At 61.3% G+C, this 24684-nt stretch carries 21 protein-coding genes; 11 read left to right on the forward strand and 10 right to left on the reverse strand.

From position 1 onward, the window contains the following. Positions 1–152: 152 nt before the first annotated feature. The 4 genes from CRD59_RS02730 to dnaA all read right to left on the reverse strand — a co-directional run bounded on the left by CRD59_RS02730 (position 153) and on the right by dnaA (position 5129). Positions 153–632 (reverse strand): DciA family protein, encoded by a 480-nt coding sequence (locus CRD59_RS02730; RefSeq protein WP_113853063.1) that lies wholly within the window; start codon positions 630–632, stop codon positions 153–155. Next, entirely contained in the window at positions 629–1798 is a 1170-nt protein-coding gene (gene recF, locus CRD59_RS02735; protein ID WP_113853064.1) for a DNA replication/repair protein RecF, read from the reverse strand. Before recF ends, CRD59_RS02730 begins: the two co-directional genes overlap by 4 nt. Before the next feature lie 66 nt (positions 1799–1864). After that, complete coding sequence (gene dnaN, locus CRD59_RS02740) at positions 1865–2989, reverse strand: DNA polymerase III subunit beta (RefSeq protein ID WP_113853065.1); 1125 nt, start codon at positions 2987–2989, stop codon at positions 1865–1867. Between the two features lie 418 nt (positions 2990–3407). Continuing rightward, positions 3408–5129, reverse strand: coding sequence for a chromosomal replication initiator protein DnaA (gene dnaA / locus CRD59_RS02745; RefSeq protein ID WP_113853066.1), 1722 nt, complete (start codon positions 5127–5129; stop codon positions 3408–3410). A 365-nt stretch (positions 5130–5494) separates the two neighbouring features. Between dnaA and rpmH the strand changes: the two genes are divergently transcribed. The 10 genes from rpmH to CRD59_RS02795 all read left to right on the forward strand — a co-directional run bounded on the left by rpmH (position 5495) and on the right by CRD59_RS02795 (position 13049). Continuing rightward, positions 5495–5629 carry a 50S ribosomal protein L34 gene (rpmH, locus tag CRD59_RS02750; RefSeq protein WP_093961566.1) on the forward strand — a complete coding sequence of 45 codons (135 nt, stop codon included), beginning with the start codon at positions 5495–5497 and terminating at the stop codon, positions 5627–5629. Between the two features lie 26 nt (positions 5630–5655). After that, positions 5656–6084, forward strand: coding sequence for a ribonuclease P protein component (gene rnpA, locus CRD59_RS02755; protein ID WP_113853067.1), 429 nt, complete (start codon positions 5656–5658; stop codon positions 6082–6084). A 71-nt stretch (positions 6085–6155) separates the two neighbouring features. Beyond that, positions 6156–6476 carry a membrane protein insertion efficiency factor YidD gene (yidD, locus tag CRD59_RS02760; RefSeq protein ID WP_113853115.1) on the forward strand — a complete coding sequence of 107 codons (321 nt, stop codon included), beginning with the start codon at positions 6156–6158 and terminating at the stop codon, positions 6474–6476. Then, positions 6477–7499 carry a membrane protein insertase YidC gene (gene yidC / locus CRD59_RS02765; protein WP_113853068.1) on the forward strand — a complete coding sequence of 341 codons (1023 nt, stop codon included), beginning with the start codon at positions 6477–6479 and terminating at the stop codon, positions 7497–7499. A 164-nt stretch (positions 7500–7663) separates the two neighbouring features. Beyond that, positions 7664–8269: a Jag family protein gene (locus CRD59_RS02770; RefSeq protein ID WP_113853069.1), complete on the forward strand. Its 606-nt coding sequence runs from the start codon at positions 7664–7666 to the stop codon at positions 8267–8269. Between the two features lie 38 nt (positions 8270–8307). Next, positions 8308–9078 carry a 16S rRNA (guanine(527)-N(7))-methyltransferase RsmG gene (locus CRD59_RS02775; RefSeq protein WP_113853116.1) on the forward strand — a complete coding sequence of 257 codons (771 nt, stop codon included), beginning with the start codon at positions 8308–8310 and terminating at the stop codon, positions 9076–9078. 151 nt (positions 9079–9229) lie between these two features. Next, entirely contained in the window at positions 9230–9841 is a 612-nt protein-coding gene (locus tag CRD59_RS02780) for an alpha/beta hydrolase (protein ID WP_113853070.1), read from the forward strand. Positions 9842–9896: 55 nt separating this feature from the next. After that, the gene (locus CRD59_RS08345; protein ID WP_113853071.1) at positions 9897–10073 is read left to right on the forward strand and encodes an alpha/beta hydrolase; all 177 of its coding nucleotides are present in this window, start codon (positions 9897–9899) and stop codon (positions 10071–10073) included. A gap of 637 nt (positions 10074–10710) precedes the next feature. Continuing rightward, entirely contained in the window at positions 10711–11670 is a 960-nt protein-coding gene (locus tag CRD59_RS02790) for a ParA family protein (protein ID WP_113853117.1), read from the forward strand. After that, positions 11670–13049 (forward strand): ParB/RepB/Spo0J family partition protein, encoded by a 1380-nt coding sequence (locus CRD59_RS02795; protein ID WP_113853072.1) that lies wholly within the window; start codon positions 11670–11672, stop codon positions 13047–13049. Before CRD59_RS02790 ends, CRD59_RS02795 begins: the two co-directional genes overlap by 1 nt. A gap of 102 nt (positions 13050–13151) precedes the next feature. Here CRD59_RS02795 and trxB read toward each other — a convergent pair whose 3' ends face one another. Beyond that, positions 13152–14111 (reverse strand): thioredoxin-disulfide reductase, encoded by a 960-nt coding sequence (trxB, locus tag CRD59_RS02800; RefSeq protein ID WP_113853073.1) that lies wholly within the window; start codon positions 14109–14111, stop codon positions 13152–13154. A gap of 125 nt (positions 14112–14236) precedes the next feature. Here trxB and CRD59_RS02805 point away from each other — a divergent pair, with 125 nt between their 5' ends. After that, positions 14237–14620, forward strand: a complete 384-nt coding sequence (locus CRD59_RS02805; protein WP_113853074.1) for a hypothetical protein — start codon at positions 14237–14239, stop codon at positions 14618–14620. Positions 14621–14631: 11 nt separating this feature from the next. Here the strand turns inward: CRD59_RS02805 and CRD59_RS02810 are convergent, their stop codons facing one another. From CRD59_RS02810 to CRD59_RS08090, 5 genes are all read right to left on the reverse strand, one after another. Next, positions 14632–15648 carry a D-alanine--D-alanine ligase family protein gene (locus CRD59_RS02810; RefSeq protein ID WP_113853075.1) on the reverse strand — a complete coding sequence of 339 codons (1017 nt, stop codon included), beginning with the start codon at positions 15646–15648 and terminating at the stop codon, positions 14632–14634. Next, the gene (locus tag CRD59_RS02815; protein ID WP_113853076.1) at positions 15645–16946 is read right to left on the reverse strand and encodes an aminotransferase-like domain-containing protein; all 1302 of its coding nucleotides are present in this window, start codon (positions 16944–16946) and stop codon (positions 15645–15647) included. Before CRD59_RS02815 ends, CRD59_RS02810 begins: the two co-directional genes overlap by 4 nt. Before the next feature lie 136 nt (positions 16947–17082). Continuing rightward, positions 17083–21450, reverse strand: coding sequence for a lipid II flippase MurJ (locus CRD59_RS02820; protein WP_113853077.1), 4368 nt, complete (start codon positions 21448–21450; stop codon positions 17083–17085). Then, entirely contained in the window at positions 21447–23873 is a 2427-nt protein-coding gene (locus tag CRD59_RS02825) for a DUF6049 family protein (RefSeq protein ID WP_113853078.1), read from the reverse strand. Before CRD59_RS02825 ends, CRD59_RS02820 begins: the two co-directional genes overlap by 4 nt. Further along, positions 23866–24675 (reverse strand): NUDIX hydrolase, encoded by an 810-nt coding sequence (locus tag CRD59_RS08090; protein ID WP_330849127.1) that lies wholly within the window; start codon positions 24673–24675, stop codon positions 23866–23868. Before CRD59_RS08090 ends, CRD59_RS02825 begins: the two co-directional genes overlap by 8 nt. Between the last annotated feature and the right edge of the window lie 9 nt (positions 24676–24684).

Genomic DNA, 24684 nt, shown 5'->3' on the forward strand with positions numbered 1-24684 from the left:
TCTCACACTCTAAAACGCACAAAAAAGGGTCTCTCGCACGTTCAACTACTTATACGTATGTTACCAGCCATACGGGACGGAAAGCCTGTCAGACCACGTCTGCGGCCCTGGGCTCAAATACGCATCCCAAGAGTCCCAGAACCTACTCGGACTTACCGGGACCGTTTCCTGGACCGGACCCAGGGACCGGGCCGGGAGGAACCAGGGCCAGCTACGACCACCTCGGTCACCGGCATCCGCAGCCGCTGCGCGACCGTGGTCTTGAGCTGGGGTATCAGGTAATTGAGCTGGGTGGCCCATACCGGCGTAGAAGCCTGGATGACCAACCGCCCCTGCCGATAGGAGCCGACACGGGAGTGGGCGGCAATGGCAGGCCCGACCACTTGGTCCCAGTGATCACGCAGCTGGGCGACCTTCAGGTGGGGAACCCAGCCGTCATGATCGGCCATGGATTCGACCGTCGATGCAAGAGCCAGGGGATCCCGCCCCGGTTTTCCGAATGCCTCCCAGGCCGACTCGGACTTCCTCCGACGGGACTTGCGGTCCAGTGACCGGCGCACGAAGCGCTGGAAGACCTGAGCAGGCAACTTGCGTGGGTCCAGTCCCAGGCTCTGGTCAACCGGCCTCTTCACAGCCCTACTCCTGCTTCAGTCTGGCGCTGCCGGTCCGCCAGGTCGGCTATGTCGATCAGATGAGCCCCCTCCAGGTCCGGAACATCACCCGGGGATGCCGCTGTGATCAGGGTCTGGGGCTGGTCCTGGACGAATCGGATGATCTGCGAACGCCGCCGTTCGTCCAGCTGGGCGAACACATCATCCAAAACCAGAATGGGCGTAAGCCCGCTTGCCTCGGCCAGGATCCTGTGCTCGGCCAGGCGCAGGGCCAGGGCCAGGGTCCACTCCTCTCCGTTGGAGGCATAATCCCTGGCCGGCATCCCGTTCAGGCTGAATTCCAGGTCGTCGCGCTGCGGCCCCAGCAGGTTGACGCCCCGGGCCTGCTCACCCGGCCATACCCGCTGGAAGTGTCGGCTGATCGCGGCCGCGGTCTGTGGACCGACACCGCCGTCGAGCACCTCAGCGAAGGAAGGCAAGTATGCCATCTCAACCACCTGGTCCTCTCCGGCCAGGTTCCGATAGATGTCCCCAAGGGGTCCGGCCAGTTTCTCAACCACCTTCATACGTCGTGCCGTCAGTTCCATTCCCCGTTGTATGAACTGGCCGGTCCACACTTCCAGGCCACTCAGTTCCGCCTCCCGGTCCATGCCGACCCCGCCCGGGTCAGGCTCGGAACGGGCCAGTCGCTTGAGCAGGGCACCACGCTGCTGGGCCAGTCGGGCCGTCTCCTGCTTGACCCGGTAATAGTCGGGATCCAGCTGTACCGCCGTCTGGTCAAGGAAGGAGCGTCGCCCCGATGGCTCCCCGGTGACCAGACGCTGATCTTCGGGGGAGAAGGTGACCGAAGGTACTTTTCCAACCAGATCCCGCATATATAGCGAGGGGCCGCCGTCAATCCTTGCTCGGTTGGCCCCACGCAAGGGAATCGTCAACTCGTAGGTGTCGGTGCGTCCGTCCTGCTCGGCATTTGCCCTGACCGTCGCCCTGGGACGGCCGCGACGGACCAGTGGGGCCGAAGAGGAGACCCGGTGGCTTGAACCGGTCGAAAGCACCTCCAGGGCCTCCACCAGATTGGTTTTACCCAGTCCGTTGCGCCCTTGGAGGATGGTGACGCCCTCGTCCAGGTCGACGACCAAGGAGGACCAGGAACGGTAGTCATCCACTGCCAAGCGCGATATACGCACGGCTCTACGCCCCTCCTTCATTGCCTTGGCTCAATCCCCTGACCGGTCACACCGGCGCGACCCGTCTCAGACGTTGAAACGCATCGGTACCAGCAGGTAGCGGTAGTCCATGGACTCATCCGAGTCGGCCTCCTGCTGTCCGTTGAATTCCACAGCCTTGACTGCAGATGTCATCTTCATGCGCACGAAGGGCTCGGCGATGGCCGACAGCCCCTCGATCAGATAGGTGGGATTGAATGCCACAGTGATGTCCTCCCCATCCAGATCCACCTCCAGCACCTCGTGGGCCTGGGCCTCGTCGGCCGCCCCTGCAGACAGGCTGACCTCCTTGCCGGAGAAGACCATACGAATCGGCGCGTTGCGCTCAGCAACCAGGGACACGCGCTTAATGGCATCCAGAAGGGTTTGCTTGGGCAGCACCGCCTGGATCGGGTATTCGTCGGAGAATAGGCGGTCCACGGCAGGGAACTCCCCGTCGATCAGCTGGCAGGTGGTCACACGGCCGGCATTCTCGACGCCCACGATCTTGGGGTTCTCGTCTGAGAAATCCACAGCCACGTTCTGGTGCTCATCCAGGGAACGGGAGATGTCCCTGAGCAGGGATCCGCGCACCAGCAGGGTGGAGTCGGCGTCCGATTTCTGAGGGGTCCAGGTGAAGGAGGCCTGGGACAGGCGGAATCGGTCGGTGGCTGTCATGACGACTTTGTCACCGGATATGTGGGTTTTCACTCCGGTCAGGACCGGTCGGTTCTCCTCCCTGGAGACCGCTACGGTGGCCTGGCCGACGGCCTGGGCGAAGGTCTGGGCATCCACCTGTCCCAGTTGACCGGGCAGCTCGGGGAGGGGAGGGTATTCGGTATCCGGCATCAGTTGCATGGTAAAGGTTGATTTACCGGAGCTGATCGTGATCTTGGAACCCTCCGTGGACATATAGGTCTTCTCCGCAGGCAGGGACTTGGTGATGTCGGCCAGGAGCTTGCCTTGGACCAGGACCGAACCTGGTTCGTCGATACCGGCTTCGATGTGGTGACGGGCCGATGTCTCGTAATCGAAGGCCGACATCTTCAACGTTCCGTCGGCCGCCTCCAGGCGGACACCTGCGAGGATGGGCGTGGCAGGACGGGCGGGGATGACCCTGGTGGTCCAGGATACGGCGTCGGAGAGCGCCTGGGAGTTGATTTCGACTTTCATGGGTCCTTCTTAGGGTTTGTCAACGTTCGCTGTTCTTATTCTAGCGGGCGCGAGCGCCGCTTAATGAGAACGGCTCCAGGGGGAACTGATAATGAGAATGGCGAAAGTTTAAATATATGGGGTAGTCATAGTAATAAGCACGGTGGATACTGTGGATAAGTCATGGCAGCAGCGGAAGGAGGCGGCTGTGGACAAGTTCAGGTTGTCGAAGACAATGTGAAAAAGTGTGGATAATTTCCAGATTTGTACACGGGGGACAGCGGCGGTTTGAAGTATCCACATTTCCGGCCTATTCCCGCACAGGTTACCCACGGTTTATCAACGGGGAATCGGGTAGTCATCCCCAGCTTCTGCCCACATCCGTGAATAAGTATGTGGATAACTCAAATACAGATTGCACCCAACCCCGGTGTGTCGCTTATTTGTTTTGCGGTTGTTTGAGCCGGACCGTGAGCTCCATGACATAGTTGTAAATCTCCCGCTTCTCCTGCATCTCGTTGGATATGCGGGTATAGGCGTGCATGACCGTCGTATGGTCCCTGCCGCCGAAGACCTCCCCTATATCCACCAGTGACATGGAGGTCATCTCCCGAGCCAGATACATGGCTATCTGCCGGGCAAGCGCGATGTTCTTGGTCCTGGTGCGGCCGACCAGATCGTCGAATGTCAGATGGAAATACTTGGCGACCTGCGAAATGATGTCGGTCGGCTTGATCTCCACATCTGTGGCGAAGTAGTCCTGAAGGGTCTGCTCGGCCAGAGTCCTCGTCACCGGCTGGTTGTTGAGGCTGGCGACGGCGGTCACACGCGTCAGAGCCCCCTCCAGCTCGCGGATGTTCTCGGTGAAGCGTTCGGCGATCAGATCGAAGACCTCGTTGGGGATGAAGATGCCCAGGGCACCAGCCATCATCCGCAGGATCGCCACCCGGGTCTCCCTGTCCGGTGGCTTGATGTCCACGGTCAGGCCCGAATCGAAGCGGGAGATGAGCCGGTCCTCGAAGCCCTTCAGGTTGTTGGGGGCCACGTCGGAGGCAATCACGATGCGCTTGTTGGCATCGTGCAGGGCGTTGAAGGTGTGGAAGAACTGTTCCAGTGTGGCGTCCTTGCCGCCAAGGAACTGGATGTCGTCGATCAGGAGCACATCCACCTGTCGGTAGCGACGGTTGAACTCGGCGATCTGACCCTGGTTGCGGTTCGTGTCCTGCAGGGCCTCGATGAATTCGTTGGTGAATTCCTCGCTGGTCACATAGCGTACATTCAGGGCCGGGTCCTTGACCAGGGCGTAGTTGCCGATTGCGTTGAGCAGGTGGGTCTTACCCAGGCCCGAGGAGCCGTAGATGCACAGGGGGTTGAAATCGCGGCCCGTGCCCTCGGCCACGGCAAGGGCCACGGTCCGGGCGAAGCGGTTGGAGTCACCGGGTACGAAGGTGTCGAATGTGGCGGACTTGTTCAAATGGGTCTCCGGGTCGCGTTCCACCCGGTTCTGACTCATGGGGAAGCGCGGGGCGCCCATGGCTTGTCCCTGTTCGGATTCCTGCTGGGTGGCCGGCTCGGGATAGGTTGGCTGGTCAGGGAAGGGCTGCCCGGAGTATGCCAGTTCGTCCATGCCTTGGTCCGCGAAGGACTGCTGAAGGTAGTTCTGGTGGCTCTCTCCGTCTGTGTCCTGCTCGCTGTGCATGCGCTCCGGGACGGCCCTTGCGACCGCTGCCGCCTGTTCGGCGACGGGAGCGGAATCGATGTGTGAGGGGAATGCGGTCTGTGCCGGTTGTCTGACGCTCTGGTCAGGGACGGTGTCCTCGGGTGGTTCGACGGCCTGGGGGGCGGAGCTCGGGCGGGTTGGCGTCTGAGCCTGCTGCCTGGTCCGGTCCTGTACGATTTTGACGGCCGGAATCATATCTCGACCAGATACCAGATTCAGGGCCTTGAGGAGGGTGTCGTTCAGATCGCCCTGCACGGCCTCCTGGGCGGCCCGGGAGGAGACGGCGAGCACGATTGTGTCGCCGAAGACGGCCTCGGGCGTGATGTCGGCCAGCCAGGCCTTGTCTCGGGGGGTGAGCGTCTCGCTGAAAGCGAGGGCCTGGGAGGCGGCCTTCCACATCCTGCCCGCTTCCTGGGCGGGGTCCCGCTGCTCGTCAGCCATACGCTCCTCCTCTCTCGAACGTCCTAAGCGTGCTGTGTGGGTCCGCGGACCGAGCACTCCTCAGCGCGGACGTGCACTATCGTCAGACCATCATGACACGCGCCATAGTCACTTATCCACCGGAAAGCGTTTTGGCCTAGGCCAAATGTGAATAACGTTGCTGTTATTTGTGGATAAGTAACGGCTCCGGTAGGCCCGCAAATCCGGGAGTATGCAAGGCCTAAGACACGATATAACCGACCCACTCAAAGGCGCAAAACGTCCGGTGCGTTTTTGCCTTCGTCCCCCTCGGCTTGTACTTTGGTAGAGCTTGAACTCATATGAGGAGCCATGCCTTCAGCCTGGCTAGTACTAGGAGCATTGATATGAAGAGGACTTTCCAGCCCAACAACCGTCGTCGTCACATGAAGCACGGATTCCGCGCGCGCATGCGCACCCGCTCGGGGCGCGCCCTGATCAACCGCCGCAGGGCGAAGGGCCGCAAGGTCCTCTCCGCCTGAGCCCTACGGCGACTGGCAGTCCAAAGGTGGAACGGCTGAAGAGTCATCAGGAGTTCACGGCGGTGCTTCGCCGGCGCAGACGGGTCTCCAGCCGTGACCTGGTCATCCACCTGCTGACCGGAGATGAAGCGGCCGGCAACCGCAGGGCACCCGGACAAGGGGTCCACGGGTCGGTCGCCGGTCGCCGGATGGGCTTGGCCGTATCAAAGGCCGTTGGCAACGCAGTCACCAGGAACAGGGTAAAAAGGCGCTTCCGCGTCCTGGCGGCAAATCATGAGGACAGCCTGCCGGCCGTCTGCGACCTGGTCATGAGGGCCAAACCCGGCGCGGCCCGGGCCACGTACAGATCCCTCGACGAGCAGGTGAGCCGACTCTTCGCCGATATCATGGCCAAAGACGGGCACAGCGGACCGGTGGATGGTAGACGAATCAATGGGGCGGGCGAACAGATGTGAAGCAGACCATACGAGCGGATGGGCCAAGGGGCGGTGCGCTCGCCACCCCACGCTTCGGGCTGCCTACACGCATGGCACTCGGGCTGGTCAGCTGGTATAGGGGCAGGGTGTCACCCTTGTCGCCGCCCTGCTGTCGCTATTACCCGACATGTTCGACCTACGCCCTGACCGCGATAGGTCGCTTCGGGGCCCTGAGAGGGGGCGCCCTGGCGCTCATGCGGCTGCTGCGCTGCCGTCCCTGGTCCGATGGCGGCATCGACGACGTGCCTTCCAGATTCTCCATCTTCTACCGCTTCCGCTGGTCCAAAGCCCATGAGGAACAGCGGCTGGAGCCCTTGGCGGCATCCGGGCCCGCCCGTGAAACTTCGGCTTCCCATAAGGAGACGATCTAGATGTTCCGCAGCTACAATACGTTCACTTTCGACCAGGGCATCTTCGGTTGGTTCTACCGCATCCTGCGCCCGATCGAATGGTTGATGACCTATGTGATGGTCTGGTGTCATAAAGGCCTGACCCTGCTTGGGCTCAAGGAAGGTCCCGGGGTGGCGTGGGCGCTCTCGGTCGTCCTGCTCGTCGTCTTCATTCGCCTGCTGATACTCCCCTTGTTCATCAAGCAGATGCGTTCCATGCAACGCATGCAGGCCCTTCAGCCCAAGCTGATGAAGATTCAGAACAAGTACAAGAACAAGAAGGACCCAGCCTCCCGGGAGGCGTTGAGCCGGGAGACGATGAAGCTCTACCAGGACAATCACGCCAACCCGGCGTCATCCTGTCTGCCTGCGCTGATCCAGAGCCCCGTTTTCGCCACCATGTTCTACGTGCTTTCGGTCGTACCCTTCATCGCCCACGGCAGCCATGAGCCCCTGGGGGCCTTCACCAGGCAGGTGGCCACCGAATTCGAGCAGACTACTTTCTTCGGGCTGAGAATCTCGGACAACTTCGTCACCGCCCAGGGCGCGGGCAAGGCCGTGGTGGTCGTGTTCATCGCTCTGATGTGCCTTGCCATGTTCTACTCGCAGTTCCACAACATACGAAAGAACATGCCGCGTGCCTCCATGGAGGGGCAGCAGTACAAGATGCAGAAGATGATGGCCTACTTATTCCCGGTCATGTACATCTTCTCAGGTGTGGCCTTCCCCTTCGCCGTGCTGGTCTACTGGTTGACCAACAACCTGTGGACTTTGGGGCAGACCATGTTCCAGGTCTACCATATGCCGACGCCGGGTTCCCCTGCCGCCGAAGAGAAAGAGAAGCGCGACCGTCGCAGGGAGAATGCCAGGCGCGCCCGAAAGGGTCTGCCTTCGGTCGAGGAGGAGGAACTTGCTCGCCTCAAGGAGCTGGAGGAGGAGGCCCGCAAGGGCGGCAAGCGCTCCCGTCAGCGGGAGCAGCCCCATCGCAAACGGCGCAAGGGTTGAGAGAGGCGGCGGACCCCTGCATTTTGGGCGAACCTGTGAGTATTCTGGTGAGAGCAGGCCACCCGGCGGTTCGGTTCGCGGATTGAGATTGTTCCGGCACAGCTGCCTGCCAAGCGAGGAAGAGCCGGCGGGTGCGAACAACACACGAGTAAGGAGCAGGGCGGATGTCCCAGAATATGGACGTTGATAAGAGCATGGAGCAGCTCAACGAGGAAGCCGACATAGGCGCCGACTACCTTGAAGATTTGCTGGACATCGTCGACTATGAGGGCGACATCGAGATGGGCGTGCGCAATCATCGTCCCACTGTGCAGATCGTGGCCGACGATGATACGGACATCAAGCACCTGATCGGGCACGAGGGCGAAGTCGTTGACGCCCTCCAGCGGCTGACACGCCTGGCGGTGCAGCAGCGGACAGGTGAACGGTCCCATCTGATTCTCGACGTTGACGGTTTCCTGGGGCGCAAACGCAAGAAGCTGCGGCAGACGGCGTTGGACGCGATTGACGAGGCCGGTGAGACAGGCGAGCCCGTGGACCTTGATCCGATGAACTCCTTCGAGCGTAAGATCGTGCATGACATGGTGCGTGAGGAAGGACTCAAGTCCCGCTCCCACGGGGAGGAACCCCACAGGTTTGTGACCATATACCCCAGGGATGGGGCAGCGGAGGTGCTTACCGGGGACAGCCAACAGGATGAGGGTGTGACGGACGTCGATTCGGCTCCCTACGCGGATGAAGACAAGACGCTGGAGGATGAAGGACGCTGATGGTCGAGGACCGGCTTGCGGGTGCGGATGAGGGTGCAATGGATCAGAGAGATCATGCCTGCGCCCATGACCGGTTGGAGGGGTCCCCTGTCTTGTCAGAGGTTTTGGGTCAGGCGCTGGAACCGCTGAAACTCTTCCACGACAAACTGGAGACCGAAGGAATCGAACGCGGAATCATTGGGCCCCGGGATGCCGGCATCGTCTGGGAACGGCATATCCTCAACTCGGCCGCCATTGTGCCGTTCGTGGTCGATTCCTGCCGGGACGCAGGATCGCGGCGGGTGGCTGACCTGGGTTCGGGAGGCGGTTTCCCCGGGCTCATACTCGCCGCCTGCCTGCCAGACTACCAATTGACCCTGATAGAGCCGATGGAGCGAAGGGTGATTTGGCTGCGTGAATGCATTGAAATGATGGGTCTGGGGAATGTCGAGGTGCTGAGAGATCGGGCTGAGAACCTGGCGCCTTCCGCAGCGGGACGTGGCGGGAGCGAGCAAGGCAGACGGAAGCGCGCAAAGACTGTTGGAAAGCAAAGTCGAACCGGTTCGATGCCGGCAATCAAACCTCCACAGCCATTCGCAGTGGTGAGCTGCCGGGCTGTCGCGCCCTTGACCAAGCTTGCTTCGTGGGCCTTGCCTTTGGTGCAAACGGGTGGCCGACTGGTGGCATTGAAGGGTCGATCGGCGCAGGCGGAGATAGATAAGGCCCTCAAGGAATTGCGAAAGAGGGGCGGCCGAAATCCCCGAGCAGAGGAGGCTCAGGTTGGACCAGGCTTGGAACCAACGCATGTGGTACTGGTAGACAAGATTTGAGGCAGAGGATACAAGGGCCGAGACCGTTAACCATATGACATCGGTTTGTGCTGACCTGGTGCTTCCAGTGTGCCCAGTGAGAATGTTTCCGCTCCAGAGACCTGAGTGATTGTGAGACGTAGGAGGGCTTACAAGAAAGCATATACTGGGCATGTTCACATTGGCTTTGTCTGCCTTCCTTTTTGTTTCATACTTGGCTGTGTTGGCACCGGCAACAATCGGAATCAGGCAAAATGAACGGTCACGATTCATCAAGAAGCCTGTACCGACTTTCTTCCTCCATGGTTGGCATGGCACATACCGGTCCGAAAAACACAAGGGCAACGCCATCAATGATGCTGGTCTGACGCACATGGTTGTTCGGGTGGATGTAGGTCCTGATGGAGAGGTCCATCTTATGGGGGAGTTGTCCTGGACGGCCATCCACCTATTGATCGAAGTGTCATTCATTGACAAGACCAATGCGGACTATTCGCTGTGCGGCAGAGGGTTCCAGAGGATCCTTGCGGTGGTACGTTCTCGCTACTATTTCGATAATTATAATGTGCTGGAGCATTCCATGGTCAACATGGTCTTGATGAATAATATGCGCGATACGGCAGGAGAGGGAGCTCGACCGAATCTGGCGAACAAAGTGAATGTGGCGGGTAACTTCAACGGGATCGTCGGCAATGACGATGTAGCGAATCGAATCGCCTTGGGGCAGATGGTGTGCCAAGGCCGCAAGCATCGGAATGCAAGGCAGTGTTGTCCCTGCGGATGAATTATCCACAGACTGCTGAAAGTGTAAATGTCTACCGCGACAGAAGCGATGGGTCTTGTTCGGATGGGCGAGTCAGCAACGGTCATCACGGTCCCTGCGCTATCTGGTAGGAGGCAGCGCCAAGTCTTATCGCGAAAAGACCATAACAGGCGCTGACGCCGGGCATAGTAACCTGCACGACAGCGAACAGGTAGATTGTGAAATTGTAAAGCTCATATGGCGTAAGCACTAATCTCTGTGATGTGGACCTCCGGATGTTTCAAAGCCGGGGGAGCCGATGCTGTGTCTCCGGACATGGATGTGGGCCATTATGTTTCACGTGGAACAACGGATCTGTGAATGAGACAACAATGAAAGCCGGAAGCTGCAGGATTCACGTGATGCGAATCGGGGAATGTGCGTTTGGGAACTCGGTAGGACTCTCATGTTTCACGTGAAACAAAGCTGGACGGTCCCATGCTTTCAAAGGAGGTCAGACGACCGTCCAGAGTGAGTTTCACAGGTGCAAGAGTGTGTTTCCGACGGGCATGTGTCAGGTTGAGTTATGCACAATTACCCTTTTGTCGTTATGTTATCCACAACCGTAGCTGCGGGGGTCAATAGGCCGGTAGTATTGGTGTGTGAGCCCTTGCTGGTGCGTGCCTGAGGGGAGTCTGGCATGTCCGTGGCGTAGGGAGCGGGGAGTCGTTTCAACATGACTTGTCCACACTTATCCACATAGGATGTGCGTGGTCTGGTGGACAAGATGTATGTCCAGTATTGACACGACACTTGAGAGAAGCGAATAAGGAGGCCAGGTGACGAAGGCGAAAGCGGAGCGCACGCGCCCAGAAGTGGTGACGGGCAAGAAGAATCCGCCGCGACCGAAAATCGAATCGGCGGCGGACGTCCTTAGTCGAATCTTCGATGACGGTGATAGCTATTCGTCTGTGGGTGCAGAGATCGCGAATCTCTCATCCCGATACGCGACCCTGCATAATGTCGTATTCCCCAAGCCAAGCAGGACCAGGCTGCTGGCTGTCGCCAATCAAAAAGGTGGGGTGGGCAAAACGACAACCGCCGTCAACCTAGCCTGCGCATTGGCTCATTACGGGGCACAGGTCCTGGTCATAGATATGGATCCTCAGGGGAATGCTTCAACGGCTCTCGGTGTCCAGCGGCAGCATGGGATGCCTACGACTTATGACGTGGTCGAAGGGCGTGTAAGCATCGAGAACGCCAAGCAAACCAGCCAGATCTTCGCAAGTCTCGATTTAGTCCCAGCCTCCATCGACCTTTCAGGTGCAGAGTTGGAGGTTGCGAACATGCCGAACCGCAATCTTTTGCTGCGTGCAGCGTTGAACGAATTCCTGGCCGACAGCAAGGTGCATTACGACTATGTGATTGTCGACTGTCCACCTAGTCTTGGTCTGCTGGTCCTCAACGCGATGTGCGCGGTGAATGAGGTACTGATACCCGTGCAGGCTGAGTACTACGCGCTGGAAGGCTTGCAGCAATTGTTGCATACCATCGAATTGGTGCAGCAGAATTATAACCCTGACCTGATTGTCTCCACTATGGTCATCACTATGTTTGATAGGCGGACACTGCTCAGCCGGGAGGTCTACTCGGAGGTCAAGGCCCACTATCCCGATATCGTCCTACGTACAACGATACCGAGATCGGTAAAAATTTCAGAAGCACCCAGCTTTGCTCAATCGGTCATTTCCTACGACCCTCGGGGGGCCGGGTCAGTGTCGTACGGGGAGGCGGCATTGGAGATAGCCGAACGGTCCGAGCGTGTGCTGAACATGGTCAGTAAGAAACAGTCCAGCAGGGAGGGTGAGTGATGGCGAAACGATCGAGGCTTGGTAAGGGGCTTGGCGCCTTGTTCCCTGCACTCCCCGGTGAGGTGGAAATAGAAGAGGGAGAGGTTAAGTCTGTGGATGCGGACGGCGTTGCCGGAGTAGATGGCGATGTGAAGGCGCCTGACTCTGCGCAGCATAAAGCAGAGAGCAAGACGCGTAGTGCAGCAAAGACGTCGGGTGGTTCATCCGGGTCAACCCGTGGAAAGTCCGCGGCCAAGGGTGGTTCCACAGGCCGGAAGGGGACCGGTTCACATGCGACGGGACACCCAAAGAAGACCGGCTCGGATGTTTCACATGAAACATCAGTGAAGAAGCAGCGGTCCGGACGCATGTCAGTACCGAAATTGAGTGCTCTCGAACATCCCAGTGACCTCTTCTTCGGCGGTGCCGATGACGGTGTTTCACGTGAAACACCATCGACGCATGAGGCGCGAGGTCCCCGTGTGGCGGAAGGCAGTCAGACAGACGATTCCAATCAGTTGAAGCCGGTCGAGGGCGGCTATCTCGTTGCATTGCGCGTGGATGACATCCGTGCCAATGCCGAGCAGCCGCGACGGATCTTTGACGAGGACGAGTTGTTGGAACTCTCGCGGTCGATAGCGGAGGTCGGGCTCTTACAGCCGATTGTGGTGCGGGAGATCCATGCAGACAGTGGGAATACACCCGAACACATAGAGCACTATGAGATCATCATGGGTGAGCGACGCTGGCGCGCCAGCGGACTGGCTGGCATAGAGACCATACCGGCGATTGTCAAAACGACATCCGATGACGAAATGCTACGGGATGCCCTGTTGGAGAACCTTCATAGAGTGGCCTTGAATCCGCTTGAGGAGGCTGCGGCTTACCAGCAGATGATGAATGAGTTCGGCATGACCCAGGAGGAACTGGCCAAGTCGGTGTCGAAATCGAGGCCCCAGATTGCCAATATGCTGCGGCTTCTTAAGTTGCCGTTAGGGGTCCAAAAGAAGGTTGAGTCCGGCATGCTTTCAGCGGGTCATGCCCGAGCCTTGTTGACCTTGTCCACCGAAGCGGATATGGATACGCTGGCAGACCGAATCATTTCCGAGGGATTGTCTGTGCGGTCCACCGAGGAATTGGTGGCGCTGAAAACCAGCGCAGAACCAGCCAAGCGCAGGAAGCACAAGCCCTCGGTCTGGGCCGGGTCCCCCGTGCTGCATAATCTTGAGGATCGGTTTGAGACCAAGGTGGATATCAAGGGCAGTGAGAAGCGTGGCAGGATTGAAATTACCTTCTCTTCGCCTGACGACATGAACCGTATCCTTGACTTGTTGTTGGAGAACGCGAAACCATCATCCACAAGCGGACAGCACGTTGCTTCGACGAATGGCTGGGTCTGAGTCCACAGCATTGACATACCCTGCGTAACCTTTCGCAAGGATTGAGACAGGCCCCGTAAGCGGGATATTCGCTTGCGGGGCCTGCTGCTTGTGCTGTTTCAATCAGTCGGTGGGATTGTCGGAGGAGGATTGCGAAGTCAGGTAGTCCTGTGCATCCAGGGCCGCGCGGCAGCCCATGCCGGCGGCGGAGATGGCCTGACGGTATATCTTGTCCACCGCATCGCCGGCCGCAAAGACACCGGGCAGTGAGGTTCGTGTCGAATCGCCCTCCGCGACTATATAGCCCTCTTCGTCCAGGTCCAGGGCTCCATTCAAAAATGTGGTTTGTGGGGTGTGTCCGATGGCGATGAAGACGCCGTTCGCCTCCAATGACCGCGTCTGCCCGGTCACCGTGTCTTGCAGATCCAGCGACTCGACTCCCTGGGGGCCGCCGTTGATTCGGGTGACCACCGAGTTGAGTATGAAGTTGATTTTCGAATTCGCCTTGGCTCTGTCGACCATGATCTTGGATGCCCGGAAACCATCGCGGCGGTGGATCAAAGTGACCGAGGAGCCAAAGCGGCTGAGGAAGTCTGCGTCACCCATGGCCGAATCGCCACCACCAACCACGACGATAGGCTTGTCTTTGAAGAAGAAGCCATCGCAGGTGGCACAGTAGGATACGCCCCGACCGCCGAACTCACGCTCTCCGGGCACCTCCAGCTTGCGGTAGTCGGAACCCGTGGTGATGACGACGGTCTTGGCCTGGTAGCTTTCGCCACCATCGGTGGTGACTGTCTTTATGGGGCCGGCCAGGTTCACCTGGGTCACGTCGTCGTATTTCACCTCTGCGCCGAAGCGCTCGGCCTGTTCGCGCATGCGGTCCATCAGGTCGGGGCCCATGACGCCCTCGGGGAATCCTGGGTAGTTCTCCACTTCGGTTGTGTTGACCAACTGCCCGCCGGGTGTGACGGCACCGGCGATGACCAAAGGCCGGTAGCCGGCCCGGGCCAGATAGATGGCTGCAGTGTATCCCGCGGGCCCGGATCCGATGACGATTGCGTCTCGTGCTTGTTCGCTCATGTCTCATACTGTACCGAGCTGCTCTGACCGTTCGAGCCCGGGGCTGAATGGCTGGTGGACAATGCGTCCAGGCCGGGATCCTCCTGTCGGCGGTGCTGGGAGGACGGCCCGCTATCGTGGTTAGCATGGACACTCAGACCATCATCATCGCCGTAGCCGTGGCCGTCGTCAATCTCGGCACGGCCGCCGTGGTGATGGCGGTCATGTGGAAACTGGGAAAGATCATGCATCATTCCCACCCGGACACGGATCAGACGAATTCGGAAGGCAGGAAAGACGACTCCTGGTATTCCTTCCACCTGTGGCTACCGAAGGAAGACCATCCTGCCGAATCGGACGAGTATCGGCAAGCGAAAGCCTGGACAGGGGCTTCTCGTGGCGACCAAGTGAATGATCGGAAACCTGCTGGTGGATCAGGCCATCCGGAAGCCGGTGAAGCTTCCGGGGTAGCGGCGTCATGCCATAGCTCGCAAGTATCGGAGTCCACAGTCAGATCAGGGAGGGATTGAACGGGGTTATTTCAGCTCCGGTGCTTGTTGAGTACGGATTCCACCAAGGACGAGTAAAGGTCAGGAAGTTCGTATCCGGCTGCCAATGCAGACTGGGGCAACTGGGAAGTGGCCGTCATTCCCGGAGCCACGTTCGATTCCAGAAAGAGCGGACGGCCGTCCTCGTCGACAATGAAATCCGTGCGCGAGATATCGCGTAGGCCCAAAGCCCGGTGCGCCGTCAAAGCGGCCTCTTGGGCATCCGCGAGACACTGGGGCGACAGGCGGGCGGGCACGTAGAACTTAGTGGGCCCAGGAGTGGCCCTGGCCTCGTAGTTGTAAATGCCATCGGGTGTCCAGATCTCCAGGGGCGGCAGGGCGCGCAGGTCACCCCCGATCTCCATGACCGAGACCGATATTTCGGTGCCTGACACGGCCTGCTCCACCAGGGCCACCGGCCCGTAGGCGAAGCAATCGACAAGGGCCTGGGGTAGTTGCTCGGGGCTCGTGACCATGGAGCAGCCTAAAGCGGAGCCCCCCTTGCTGGGTTTGATGAATAAGGGCAGGCCAATCGATTGGATCAGTAGGTCGACCATTCCGTGAGCGCCCAATTCGCGGAAGACCTCTTCGGGAAGGGTGACTGAGTGGGGGGTGGAAAGGCCGGACTGACGTACCACGTTCTTGGCTATGGGTTTGTTCCATGCCGTCCGTGAGGCCTTGGCCCGGGATCCTATGTAGGGCAGGCCGGCCATTTCCAGTACATCGCGGATTGAACCATCCTCGCCGTGTGCTCCGTGCAGGAGCGGCCAGACGAGACCCGGACGGGTGTCTGGATCCATCAGGTAGGTCAGGAGGTCCTGGTCCATGTCGTGGGTTCTGACCTCCCAACCGGCCTTCCTGAGGAAGCCTTGGACACGGTGTCCCGAGCTTAGGGAGACCTCGCGTTCGTGGCTAAGACCGCCGCAAATCACCAGGATGGGGCTGCTGTCTCGGTGGGTTGTTGCGTGGCGGCTATCCGCCGGGACGATTCGTGCATTATTGGTCGTCATCGCTGCTCCTCCTGCTGTGCGTCCATCCCTTCATCGGTGTCAAACAGGCTGACCGTATCCAGTTCACGGTCTATGACTCCTGCCAGCCGGCGTACACCCTCCCTGATTCGTTCAGGGGTGGGGTAGCAGAAGGACAGGCGCATATGGTCCGCACCCTGGCCGTCGTTGTAGAAGGCCGTACCTGAGACGTACGCCACCTTGGCTGTGATCGCGCGCGGGAGCATGGCCTTGGCATCAAGACCCTTGGGGATCTTGAGCCATGTGTAGAAGCCGCCTTTCGGCTTGTTCCACGAGCAGGTGGGCAGGTATTCGTGCAGGGCCGAATCCATGGCGTCGCGGCGCTCGCGGTACATGGACCGGTAGTCCTCGATGCGGGCTTGCCAATCAAAGTGGTCCAGGTAGGTGGTGACGGTCATCTGACTCATGTTCGATGGGCACAGAATAGCCGATTCGTTCGCCAGCACCAGTTTCTGGCGAATACCAGGGGGCGCGACCATCCAAGCCACTCGCATGCCAGGGGCGATGATTTTGGAGAAGGAGGACAGGTAGACCACGTTCTGTGCATCCATCGAACGCAGGGCGGGATATGTCCGGCCGTCGAAGCCGAGCAGGCCGTATGGGTTGTCCTCCACGATCAGCACATGCAGACGGCGGGCGATTTCGAGGATGCGCGGCCGGCGCTCCACGCTCATCGTCACCCCGGCCGGGTTGTGGAAGTTGGGGACCGTGTAAAGCATTTTTACGTGCTTGCCGGCCCGACGTTGGGCCTGGACGGCCTCTTCGAATGCTTCTGGTATGAGTCCGTCGGCATCCATGGTTACGTTGACCACATCAACCTGGAAGGACTGGAAGACCCCCAGGGCACCGACATAGTTCGGGGCTTCGGCGAGAATCACATCACCCGGATCGCACATGATGCGGGTGATCAGGTCCAATCCGGACTGGGAGCCGTTGGTGATGACCACATCGTCCGGTTGCGCGTCGGTGATTCCCTCCAAGGCCATGATCGGCAGGACATCTTCGCGTAGGTGGGGGTCCCCTTGGGCCGATCCATACTGCCAGGCCACTTCACCTTGTTCGCGCAGCATCCGGGCCAGTTGTTCGGACAGCTCGGCGAAAGGCATACGGCCCAGGTAGGGCATGCCTCCGGCGAGCGAGACGACCTCGGGACGGCTGGCCACTGCGAAGAGGGCGCGAATCTCCGATGCTCGCATGGATTCGGCCCGGTGGGCATAGGAATCGAACCAGGGGTCATTGCTGATGACCGTGGGGGCGGTGTTGGGGTTGGCCGTCGTCATGGGGCCGCCTTTCGGGCTGGGGCGGATAATGCCTTGATTCGCACTGTACTCTGATTGGTCGGCCGGACGGATGTGTCGTGTCAGTGCTTACCGCCATTGCCGGGTCTGCGTGGCGGCTGCCGGATCGACGGGGATGTCAGAAGGCCTGGACCCCGTTGAAGTGGAGGGTGCCACCCTCCGGCAGGCCGTCCTGGGGCACCCAGATGATCAGGTCCTGGGTGGTGACCGGTTTCTTCAACATGACCTTGGTGACACCGGACGGGTCGAAGGAGAAGTCGGCCAGTGACCCACCAGCTGTAGGTGTGGAGCCGGTCGCGTTCGCGTAGACCTGGCCGTGTCCGCCCTGTTGGCGTATGGAGACCTCCAGGCGGGAGACCTCGTGCGGCGCGTCCAGGCGAACGTACCAGGCGTAGCCGCTCTGACCGGCCGGATGTGAGAGGAAGGTCTGGGTAGTGGTCGGATAGGCGGTGGTATTCGTCGGAATGTGGGGCTTGGGCACTGCCGAAGCTGACCTGGACCCATGCTGGACCTTCGAAGTCTTGTGGGGCTGTGTGGCGGATTTCCCTTCACTCTTAGCGCCGTTCTGGTCGGGCGAAGGGCGCTGACCGTCACTGGGGAAGGGCACGTTGGACATATCGGGCCAGGAGCCGTCATGGTCGGACTTGGCCCCGCGATGGCCGACCAAGTTGATGGAGGCCCAGACCAGACCGATGACCAGTAGGCAGGCCCCTAAAGCTATGACAACGGACTTGGTGGTGAACCGTCCGAGGAGCCTGGCATCGGCCACATCCTCTTCATTGTCCGTACCGTCTTCCTCGCCTTCGTCCATTACGTAGTCGTAGGCAAGACTCGGGACCACGTTTCCGCCGCTCGGCGCGAAGCTGGGGGGCCGTTGCGGCGAGGGATGCGCACGTCGCCCGCCCGCCTTGGGGGACACCGGGCTGTCGGTCTCCTCCTGACCGTCGCCTGGCAGGTCAGCCGGGTCGGTCTCCAGGGGCCGGGACAGGTCGAGGTTGCCGGTATCCGCATCGCTATCGTAGGGGGCGAAATCCCATGAGGGCACGGTCCGTCCAGCAGCACTCCGTCCGTCGTTTTCGTCCGTCGAGGGGCTGTTGCCGGCCTGGGCGAACAAGTCGCTGTCCGCTTCCTCATCCATGGCCCGAGCCCTGCGGAGGGTGGTGACATCAACAGTCCGCGTGGGCCAGGTGGCTCGTTCGCTCTGGCTGACAGGTTCGCTGGAGGTGCGTCGGCGTTGGAGTCGGCGTTCGTCGAAAAGGGAAAAGAGGTCGGCATCGTCCTGGGAGGGGTCGAGCATCTCCACTTCACTGCGGTCGGGGAAGAGCAGCTGGTTGGTGCCCCACCTGGGTTCGGCCAGGGTCTTGCGAACGGGGGCCCCGGCGATGTAGAGCGAGTCGGGCAAGTCCAGTACGTCTTCTTCGCGCACGGGTTTGAGCTGTACGGTCTCAATGGATGCCCGTCCGGCCCGGTCCGGCCAGATGATGTCCCGGTCGGTCAATTCCTCGGGGGGAGTCCATGGGCCCAGGAGGGCGGTCAGCTCGGCAAGGGTGACCAATGGGGTGGGTTCCTCTCCGTCCGGCGTATGCAGGTCCAGGCCGCGGGCGCAGATGATGCGGAACTCCTCGGGTGTCCCCTGGGGAAGGGCGGCCAGATCGAACGGCTCGCGCCGGTTGTCAACGGGCATGCTGCCGGTCAGAGTGGTGTACAGGACCGCGCTGAGCTGACGGACGGTCATGCCTTCGTCGCCGGTCGTTCCGGGGGTCTCACCGGCCTGCCAGGGCTCCAGCATGGTGAGTACGGGGGCATCCGCGACGGTGACCCCGGAGCCCGCCAGGCGGATCAGACCAGGGGAGATGGTCAGCCGGTCCAGGCCGGCACTCCTGAGTGTGGCCAGGGCCTGGGCGCTCTCTCCGATGATCGTACGCATGGATTCGAAGCTGAGCGCATGGCCGTCCAAGGGGCCTTGCAAACGTTCCGCAAGGGAAATGCCGGGGTCCAGGCCGGTGACGATCAGAGCAATGCCGTCCCTGGCATGCAGCTGGTAGACCGGAGTGAACCGCCTGCCGGATGAGAGGGCCAGCGTGGAGGCAGCCGCGCTGGCCGCGCCAACGGCCTTGGCATCGGTGACGATGAACAGCTGGCAGGGGCGGTCGAGGACCTTGTCCTGAGCCCTCCAGACGCTGAGCCCTGGGGAGCGTCTGAGCTGGGCCTCGAGCTGATAGCGGTCGAGGAGGATGTCATTTGTGGATGGCTTCATGATTCCTGGATTCTCGTGTACGCCATACTTGGAGGGGGTTGGGTTGGGACTGTGGGGCGCAGGGGTGGTGGCGCTAGGCACTTGGGCCGCGATGTGGCTACCGCTGACGGCGCTTGTGGGGATGGCGGCTGGTGTGGAACCGGATGGACCTGCTGAGTCTGCAGGTCCGGCGTGCGCCGCATGCAGGCCGGCGTCGGGTGATTCCGTGGGGGCTGCCCCGGTATTACCGGTTAGGGCCGATGCCTTGCTACTGCCGAGGGAAGGGTGCATGCGCGATATCATATGCGCCGGCATCATGGGGACGATACGGACTGGTTGCTTCCAGGCTTGCGGGTTCATGGATCCGGCATCGGCCAGGGAGGCGTTCTCTATCTGTTCAAGCGCGCCTTCCATGTCGTCGGCGCCTGTCGGCTGTGAGTACGACCGGATGACGCGGCCCGGTTGTCCGGTCAGTGCGGCCTGAACCTGTACCGGATTGGCGGGCAAGTCGGAAGCAGCCAGTATCGAACCGGTTCGAGTCGACAGCCGCTTGAACCTGTCTTCCAGACCCAGCCGCCGGACCAGACCGTCCGTCAGTATCGTCAGTTCATTGGTGTGCAGGAGGGACAGGAGCAGGCAGTAGATCACCGTTACAAAGAGCGTGATGACGAGGCAGATCAGAACCGCCTGGAGCCAGCTCATATGGCCTTGTCGGCCGTCCACCTCGGCGCCGACCATACGGGTGACCGGGTTCTTGGCCAACAGGGCCAGTCCCCCGGATATGACGGCGGCAAGCAGCGACCTGGCGTAGGTGGCCAGGATGCGCCGGCCGTCCAGGAAGCCCTCGAACCGACGCTTGAGCATATGAATCAGGAAAGGGAAGGAGACGATGTTGCTCAACGCCATCGTCAGACCCACCAGAGCCGTCCAATACCGGGCAGGCGCCAGCCGGACCGCGACCAATATCATGATTACCTGGACCGCGTTGGAGATGGCCGCGAAGACGAAGGGCTGTCTGCCGTCCTCGAAGGCGTAGAAGGTGCGTTGGATCAGAAGGAAGGCCGAGACGGCGGCCAGCCCGAGTGTGAGCCCCAGCAAGGGGCCGGAGATCAGCACCGCCTCGTGCACGGAGACCGAAGGCAGGAGGGCGCGGACTATGGGCACGGGTATGACCAGCATGACCACGCTGAAGAAGCACATCATGAGCCCCACGTTGCGCAGGGACCGGCTCAACGCCTGGCGGGCGTCGCCCAGGCGGCCGTCTGCGATCGCCTGGGAGAGCTGGGGGAAGATGGCGGTCGAGACCGAGACCGCGATCAGGGAGTAGGGCAGCATGTAGAGCGTGTAGGCGTTCTGGTAGGAGCCGTTGCCGGCGATGTCGAAGGGGTTGCCCTCCAGGGGCGCGCCGTTGGTGATACGGGCGTTGACGATATTGGCCAGCTGATCGATGACCACCACGCCTAGGCTCCAGGCCGCGACCGGGCCCATGGAGCGCAGTCCGATGCCTTTCAGACCCCACCGGGGCCGGTAGGTGAAACCCGATCGGATCAGGGGGATGAAGAGCACCACTGCCTGGAAGGCCACGCCCAGTGTCCAAGCGCCCGCTGTCAGCCCCACTTTGTCGGTGGTCCAGAAGTCCATGGGCTGCTTCTGGGCGTTGCCGAACATGGCGATGAAGGCCAGGAAGCCCGCGCAGGAGATGACGTTGGCGCCCACGGAGGACCAGGCGTATGCGGTGAACCGCCCCGTCGCCGCAAGAATCTGGCCCAGCACCGTGTACAGACCATAGAAGAAGACCTGGGGCATGCACCACAGGGTGAAGGCGTTGGCCAGAGCCCGCTGGGCGGGGTTCCACTTGGAGTTCAGGTAGATGGAGGTCAGCACCGAGGTGCCCAGCATGAGTACCAGGGTCAGGCCGGCGAGCAGGGCGATCGAAGCCGTGATCAGCTTGTTGAGCCGGTCCTCTGCGTCCTCCTCCTTCAATGTGCGCACGATCTGGGGGACCAGGACCGCATTGAAGATCCCCCCGGAGATCAGGGTGAACATGACCTGGGGGATCATGGCACCGGTCTGGTAGGCATCCGCCGCTATACCGGTGGTGCCGATGGCGGCGGCCAGGAGGATGGTGCGGATCTGTCCGGTCACGCGGGAGGCGGCGGTTCCCGAGGCCATGATGATCGAGTTGCGTCCCACCGAGTCCTGACTGGTCCCCCCATTCCGCCCGGCGGCGGCTCGTCTGCCTCGGGTCATTCGTCGGGATCCTTCGTGCGGTGGAACTGTCGCCACAACCCCAGAGCGCCGAACAGGAGGGCGGCGGCGACGATAACCAGACCCGACATGTCGCTCAGGCGCAGGTGGCTATTAATCCGGGTGGTCCGAGTCTGGGAGAAGGGGCGCCCCTGTCGGTCCACCAGGGAGATTTCGGCGTCCGCCTGACCTGCTGTGGCCACGCGGACGGTGAAGGTCACTTGGGCTTCGGAGTGTGCGGGAATGACCGTATCGGCGGTCCGGGTGGTCACAATCTCCATTGAGTCGGTCTTGGCGGAGACCCGCGCCGACACCGGGTAAGGCAGGGTGTTGGAGACGGTCACCGGCATGGTCGCGGTCTCGGAGACCACGGTGACGGATTCACTGGGTTTGATCTGGATGCCGTTCAGGAGCTGGTCCGCCAGTGCGCGTGCGGTGTCCGCGAGGCCACCGGCCTTATCGGTGCATGCCAGGGTATGCAGGGCCAGGCTGTCATGCAGGCCGGTCACTTCGCTCAGCCAGGAGCGCGGATCGTCGGAGCGATGGGCGGCTAGGTCGGCGTCCTGCCGGGCCAGGGCCTGTGCATCCGATTTTCCTGAGGCAGACGGGGTGGATCGGGTCTGGGAGGGACTGGCCAGGATGGCCTCGCTGAAGCGGGCGATGTCCTGGCGGCTGGCGGTCAAGGAGTCCAAACTGCCGGACAGTCCTGATTCCTTGTGCTGTCCGTCGGACGGTCCGCTTTGGTTCACGGCGGCTTTGGCCGCTTCGCCCGACTGGTAAGGCTCGGCCTGGTCCAGAGAGCCCAGGCCGCTGAGTTTGAGCCAGGGGGCGTGTTCGACAGCGGTCATCAGGGCATCTGCCGCGGTGGTGTCCTGGTTCGTTCCGAAGCAGACCAAGAGGACCCGCTCGGCGTAGGGCTGCTCCATCTGATAGAAGGCGGATTGGGCCATGAAACGCGCGGTCTGCCCGGCCGGTGTCTGCTCACCGGCGGCTTTCGTGGAAGTGGGCTGACCCTGGGCAAGGTTGCTGAGTTCCTGCTGGCCGGACAGGATCGTGATATTGCCTGCTTCCGTAGGGACCGTGTATTTGCCGGTGTGGGCCGAGGAACCAGCGTTGATGTCCATGCCCTCGGGCGCCACCACGGTCCCGTAACCCTGCCTACGGGCCTGGGTCAGGGAATCCATCGACCAGGGCCTCTTGCCCTGCCAGGCGTAGATCGGGGGTGTCCTGTCCGTCTGCCCCATGGCTCGCCTGAGCTGGCTGCCGGCCTTGTCCGCGGACCAATCAGCCGGCTTGACCCCGGCCGAGGCGTACCGGGCCTCCTCCTGGACCGCGTAGGAGGACATGTCGAAAGCCGAGGGTTGCATGCCCGCATCCACCCTTGGCATGGTTCCGAAGGTGCCGAGGTAGGTGGGCTCGGCCACGGTGCCCAGCTGGGGGTGACGGTTCAGGAGTTGTGACTGGTCCTTCTGTTGTTTTTGCGCTCTGTCGCTGAGCACCAGGCTCTGGCTGGCATCGGGATCCGGCGTCGTCTGCGAATCGTCGGTCGTGCCGGTGGTCCGGGATGGGGCTGAGGATTGGGCGGGATCGTTGTTCCTGCCTTTGTCCCCACCGTTGGCGGCGGCATTTCCGGCGTTCTTTTTGTCGGTACGCTCTCCGGTCATCAGATGGTGCAGCGCACTGTGGTCGACGGTCCATCCGGTTGTGGTCAAAGGAAGGACCATGCTGACCTCAAGGGCAGGTGTCTGTGCGGTGGCCAGCCCATCGGGGGAACGGGTCAGAAAAGTGCCGACGCTGGCCTGCGGCTTGCCGTTGCCTGTATCGGTGCCGGGACCGCTGCGGTAGGCAAGGAGGACGGGCTTGGCCCCCCAGGTGGTCATGGCCTTGAGCTGGTCGTTGTCAGCCGGTGCGGACAGGGTCACTTCCAGGCTCTGCCCCGGCTGGATGGCTCCGACGGACTGTTCGGCCAGCAGGTTGGGGGTGGGGATTCGGGAACCGCCTTCGGCCCAGGTCTGCATGTCGATGCGGGAGTTGAATGTGTATAGGTTGTTGGTGCTGGCGGTCAGCCTGCCCGGGGCAAGGGACCCGTTCGAGGTGTTGGTCACCGCCAGGGTGACCGTATAGCCTGACGAGGCCGATACCACCGGTGTGGATGAGCGGATGGCCAGTTTGGCCTGGTTGTTGTCCTTGACTTGGTCGGTGGCAGCCTGCACGTTCCTCCCGGCCATGGGTTCGGCGGATGCCTTGGGGGTCGGCAGGAGTATATAACAGAGCGCCAGCAGGATCGTCAGCAGCAGGACTGTAGGGATCCGTGCCCCGGCTTTGACCGATCGTTCGGTCGATCTGGTCTGCATCGGTGGCAGGGTGCGGTGCCGGTGGCCGTCGGCAGGGACGGCGGCAACGCCGTGGTCGTGGCGGTCACTCATGTGTCCTCTGGATTTTCCTGGCGTAGAGCCATGCGATCTTACGCTCGTTCGGGTAGGAGAGCACATCGGTCAGGTCTTCGAACCTCACCCATGCGGCGTCCTCCGCTTCGTGGTCGGGGTCTCCCTCCACGGTCAATGAGCCGCCGGTCTGCTCCAGTACGAAATGATGGACCAGCTTGTGGACACGGTGGTCGCTGCCTGTGAACCAGTAGTCGATCGTGGCGATCGAGCCGACCACCTGGCCAAGTATGCCGGTCTCCTCGTGCACTTCGCGCACCGCGGTCTGCTCCGGGGTCTCGCCCTTTTCGATATGCCCTTTGGGCAGGCACCATTCCAGGTGGCCCGAGCGGGAGTGCCGGGCGATGATGGCCACCCGATGGTCGCTGTCGAAGATGAGCCCTCCGGCCGAGTACTCGCGCACCACCGGCAGGTCCTGGGTCTGCAGGGAGGCGAAGGAGCCACGCTCGGAATCCTTGTGGCGGGGCATGACTGCGGGTGTAGGTGCCCCCGGCCCTGCCCCGTCGACTTTTCCGCTGGCGCTGTGTTCACGGATGGAAACCGAGATCAGCTGGTCCGAGGACCCGCCGTCTGCTTCGTCGGCCGATGCATCCAGATTGTCGTTGCCATGCCCATCCCGATCCAGACGCAGGCGTGCAATCAAACGGCCGAGACTGGGTTCCATGTCTTCGCCCGGTGTGTGGGAGAGACTGGGGAGGGCATGCCGCTGACCTTTCCCGACATGGTCGCCCCGATCCTTGGCGTGGCGCGACAACATGCGCGCGAGATCGGTAGGCGTAGTCATAACTTCCAC

It is taken from the genome of Bifidobacterium xylocopae, assembly GCF_003315615.1.
GTDB classification, from domain to species: domain Bacteria; phylum Actinomycetota; class Actinomycetes; order Actinomycetales; family Bifidobacteriaceae; genus Bombiscardovia; species Bombiscardovia xylocopae.

Coding starts and splice junctions, on each gene's coding strand:
- dnaN (WP_113853065.1), bottom strand. CDS start 2,989: ATGAAAGTCGAAATCAACTCCCAGGCGCTCTCCGACGCCGTATCCTGG.
- dnaA (WP_113853066.1), bottom strand. CDS start 5,129: ATGGCTGACGAGCAGCGGGACCCCGCCCAGGAAGCGGGCAGGATGTGG.
- rpmH (WP_093961566.1), top strand. CDS start 5,495: ATGAAGAGGACTTTCCAGCCCAACAACCGTCGTCGTCACATGAAGCAC.
- yidD (WP_113853115.1), top strand. CDS start 6,156: ATGGCACTCGGGCTGGTCAGCTGGTATAGGGGCAGGGTGTCACCCTTG.
- yidC (WP_113853068.1), top strand. CDS start 6,477: ATGTTCCGCAGCTACAATACGTTCACTTTCGACCAGGGCATCTTCGGT.
- CRD59_RS02770 (WP_113853069.1), top strand. CDS start 7,664: ATGTCCCAGAATATGGACGTTGATAAGAGCATGGAGCAGCTCAACGAG.
- CRD59_RS02775 (WP_113853116.1), top strand. CDS start 8,308: ATGGATCAGAGAGATCATGCCTGCGCCCATGACCGGTTGGAGGGGTCC.
- CRD59_RS02780 (WP_113853070.1), top strand. CDS start 9,230: ATGTTCACATTGGCTTTGTCTGCCTTCCTTTTTGTTTCATACTTGGCT.
- CRD59_RS02795 (WP_113853072.1), top strand. CDS start 11,670: ATGGCGAAACGATCGAGGCTTGGTAAGGGGCTTGGCGCCTTGTTCCCT.
- trxB (WP_113853073.1), bottom strand. CDS start 14,111: ATGAGCGAACAAGCACGAGACGCAATCGTCATCGGATCCGGGCCCGCG.
- CRD59_RS02805 (WP_113853074.1), top strand. CDS start 14,237: ATGGACACTCAGACCATCATCATCGCCGTAGCCGTGGCCGTCGTCAAT.
- CRD59_RS02810 (WP_113853075.1), bottom strand. CDS start 15,648: ATGACGACCAATAATGCACGAATCGTCCCGGCGGATAGCCGCCACGCA.
- CRD59_RS02815 (WP_113853076.1), bottom strand. CDS start 16,946: ATGACGACGGCCAACCCCAACACCGCCCCCACGGTCATCAGCAATGAC.
- CRD59_RS02820 (WP_113853077.1), bottom strand. CDS start 21,450: ATGACCCGAGGCAGACGAGCCGCCGCCGGGCGGAATGGGGGGACCAGT.
- CRD59_RS02825 (WP_113853078.1), bottom strand. CDS start 23,873: ATGAGTGACCGCCACGACCACGGCGTTGCCGCCGTCCCTGCCGACGGC.
- CRD59_RS08090 (WP_330849127.1), bottom strand. CDS start 24,675: ATGACTACGCCTACCGATCTCGCGCGCATGTTGTCGCGCCACGCCAAG.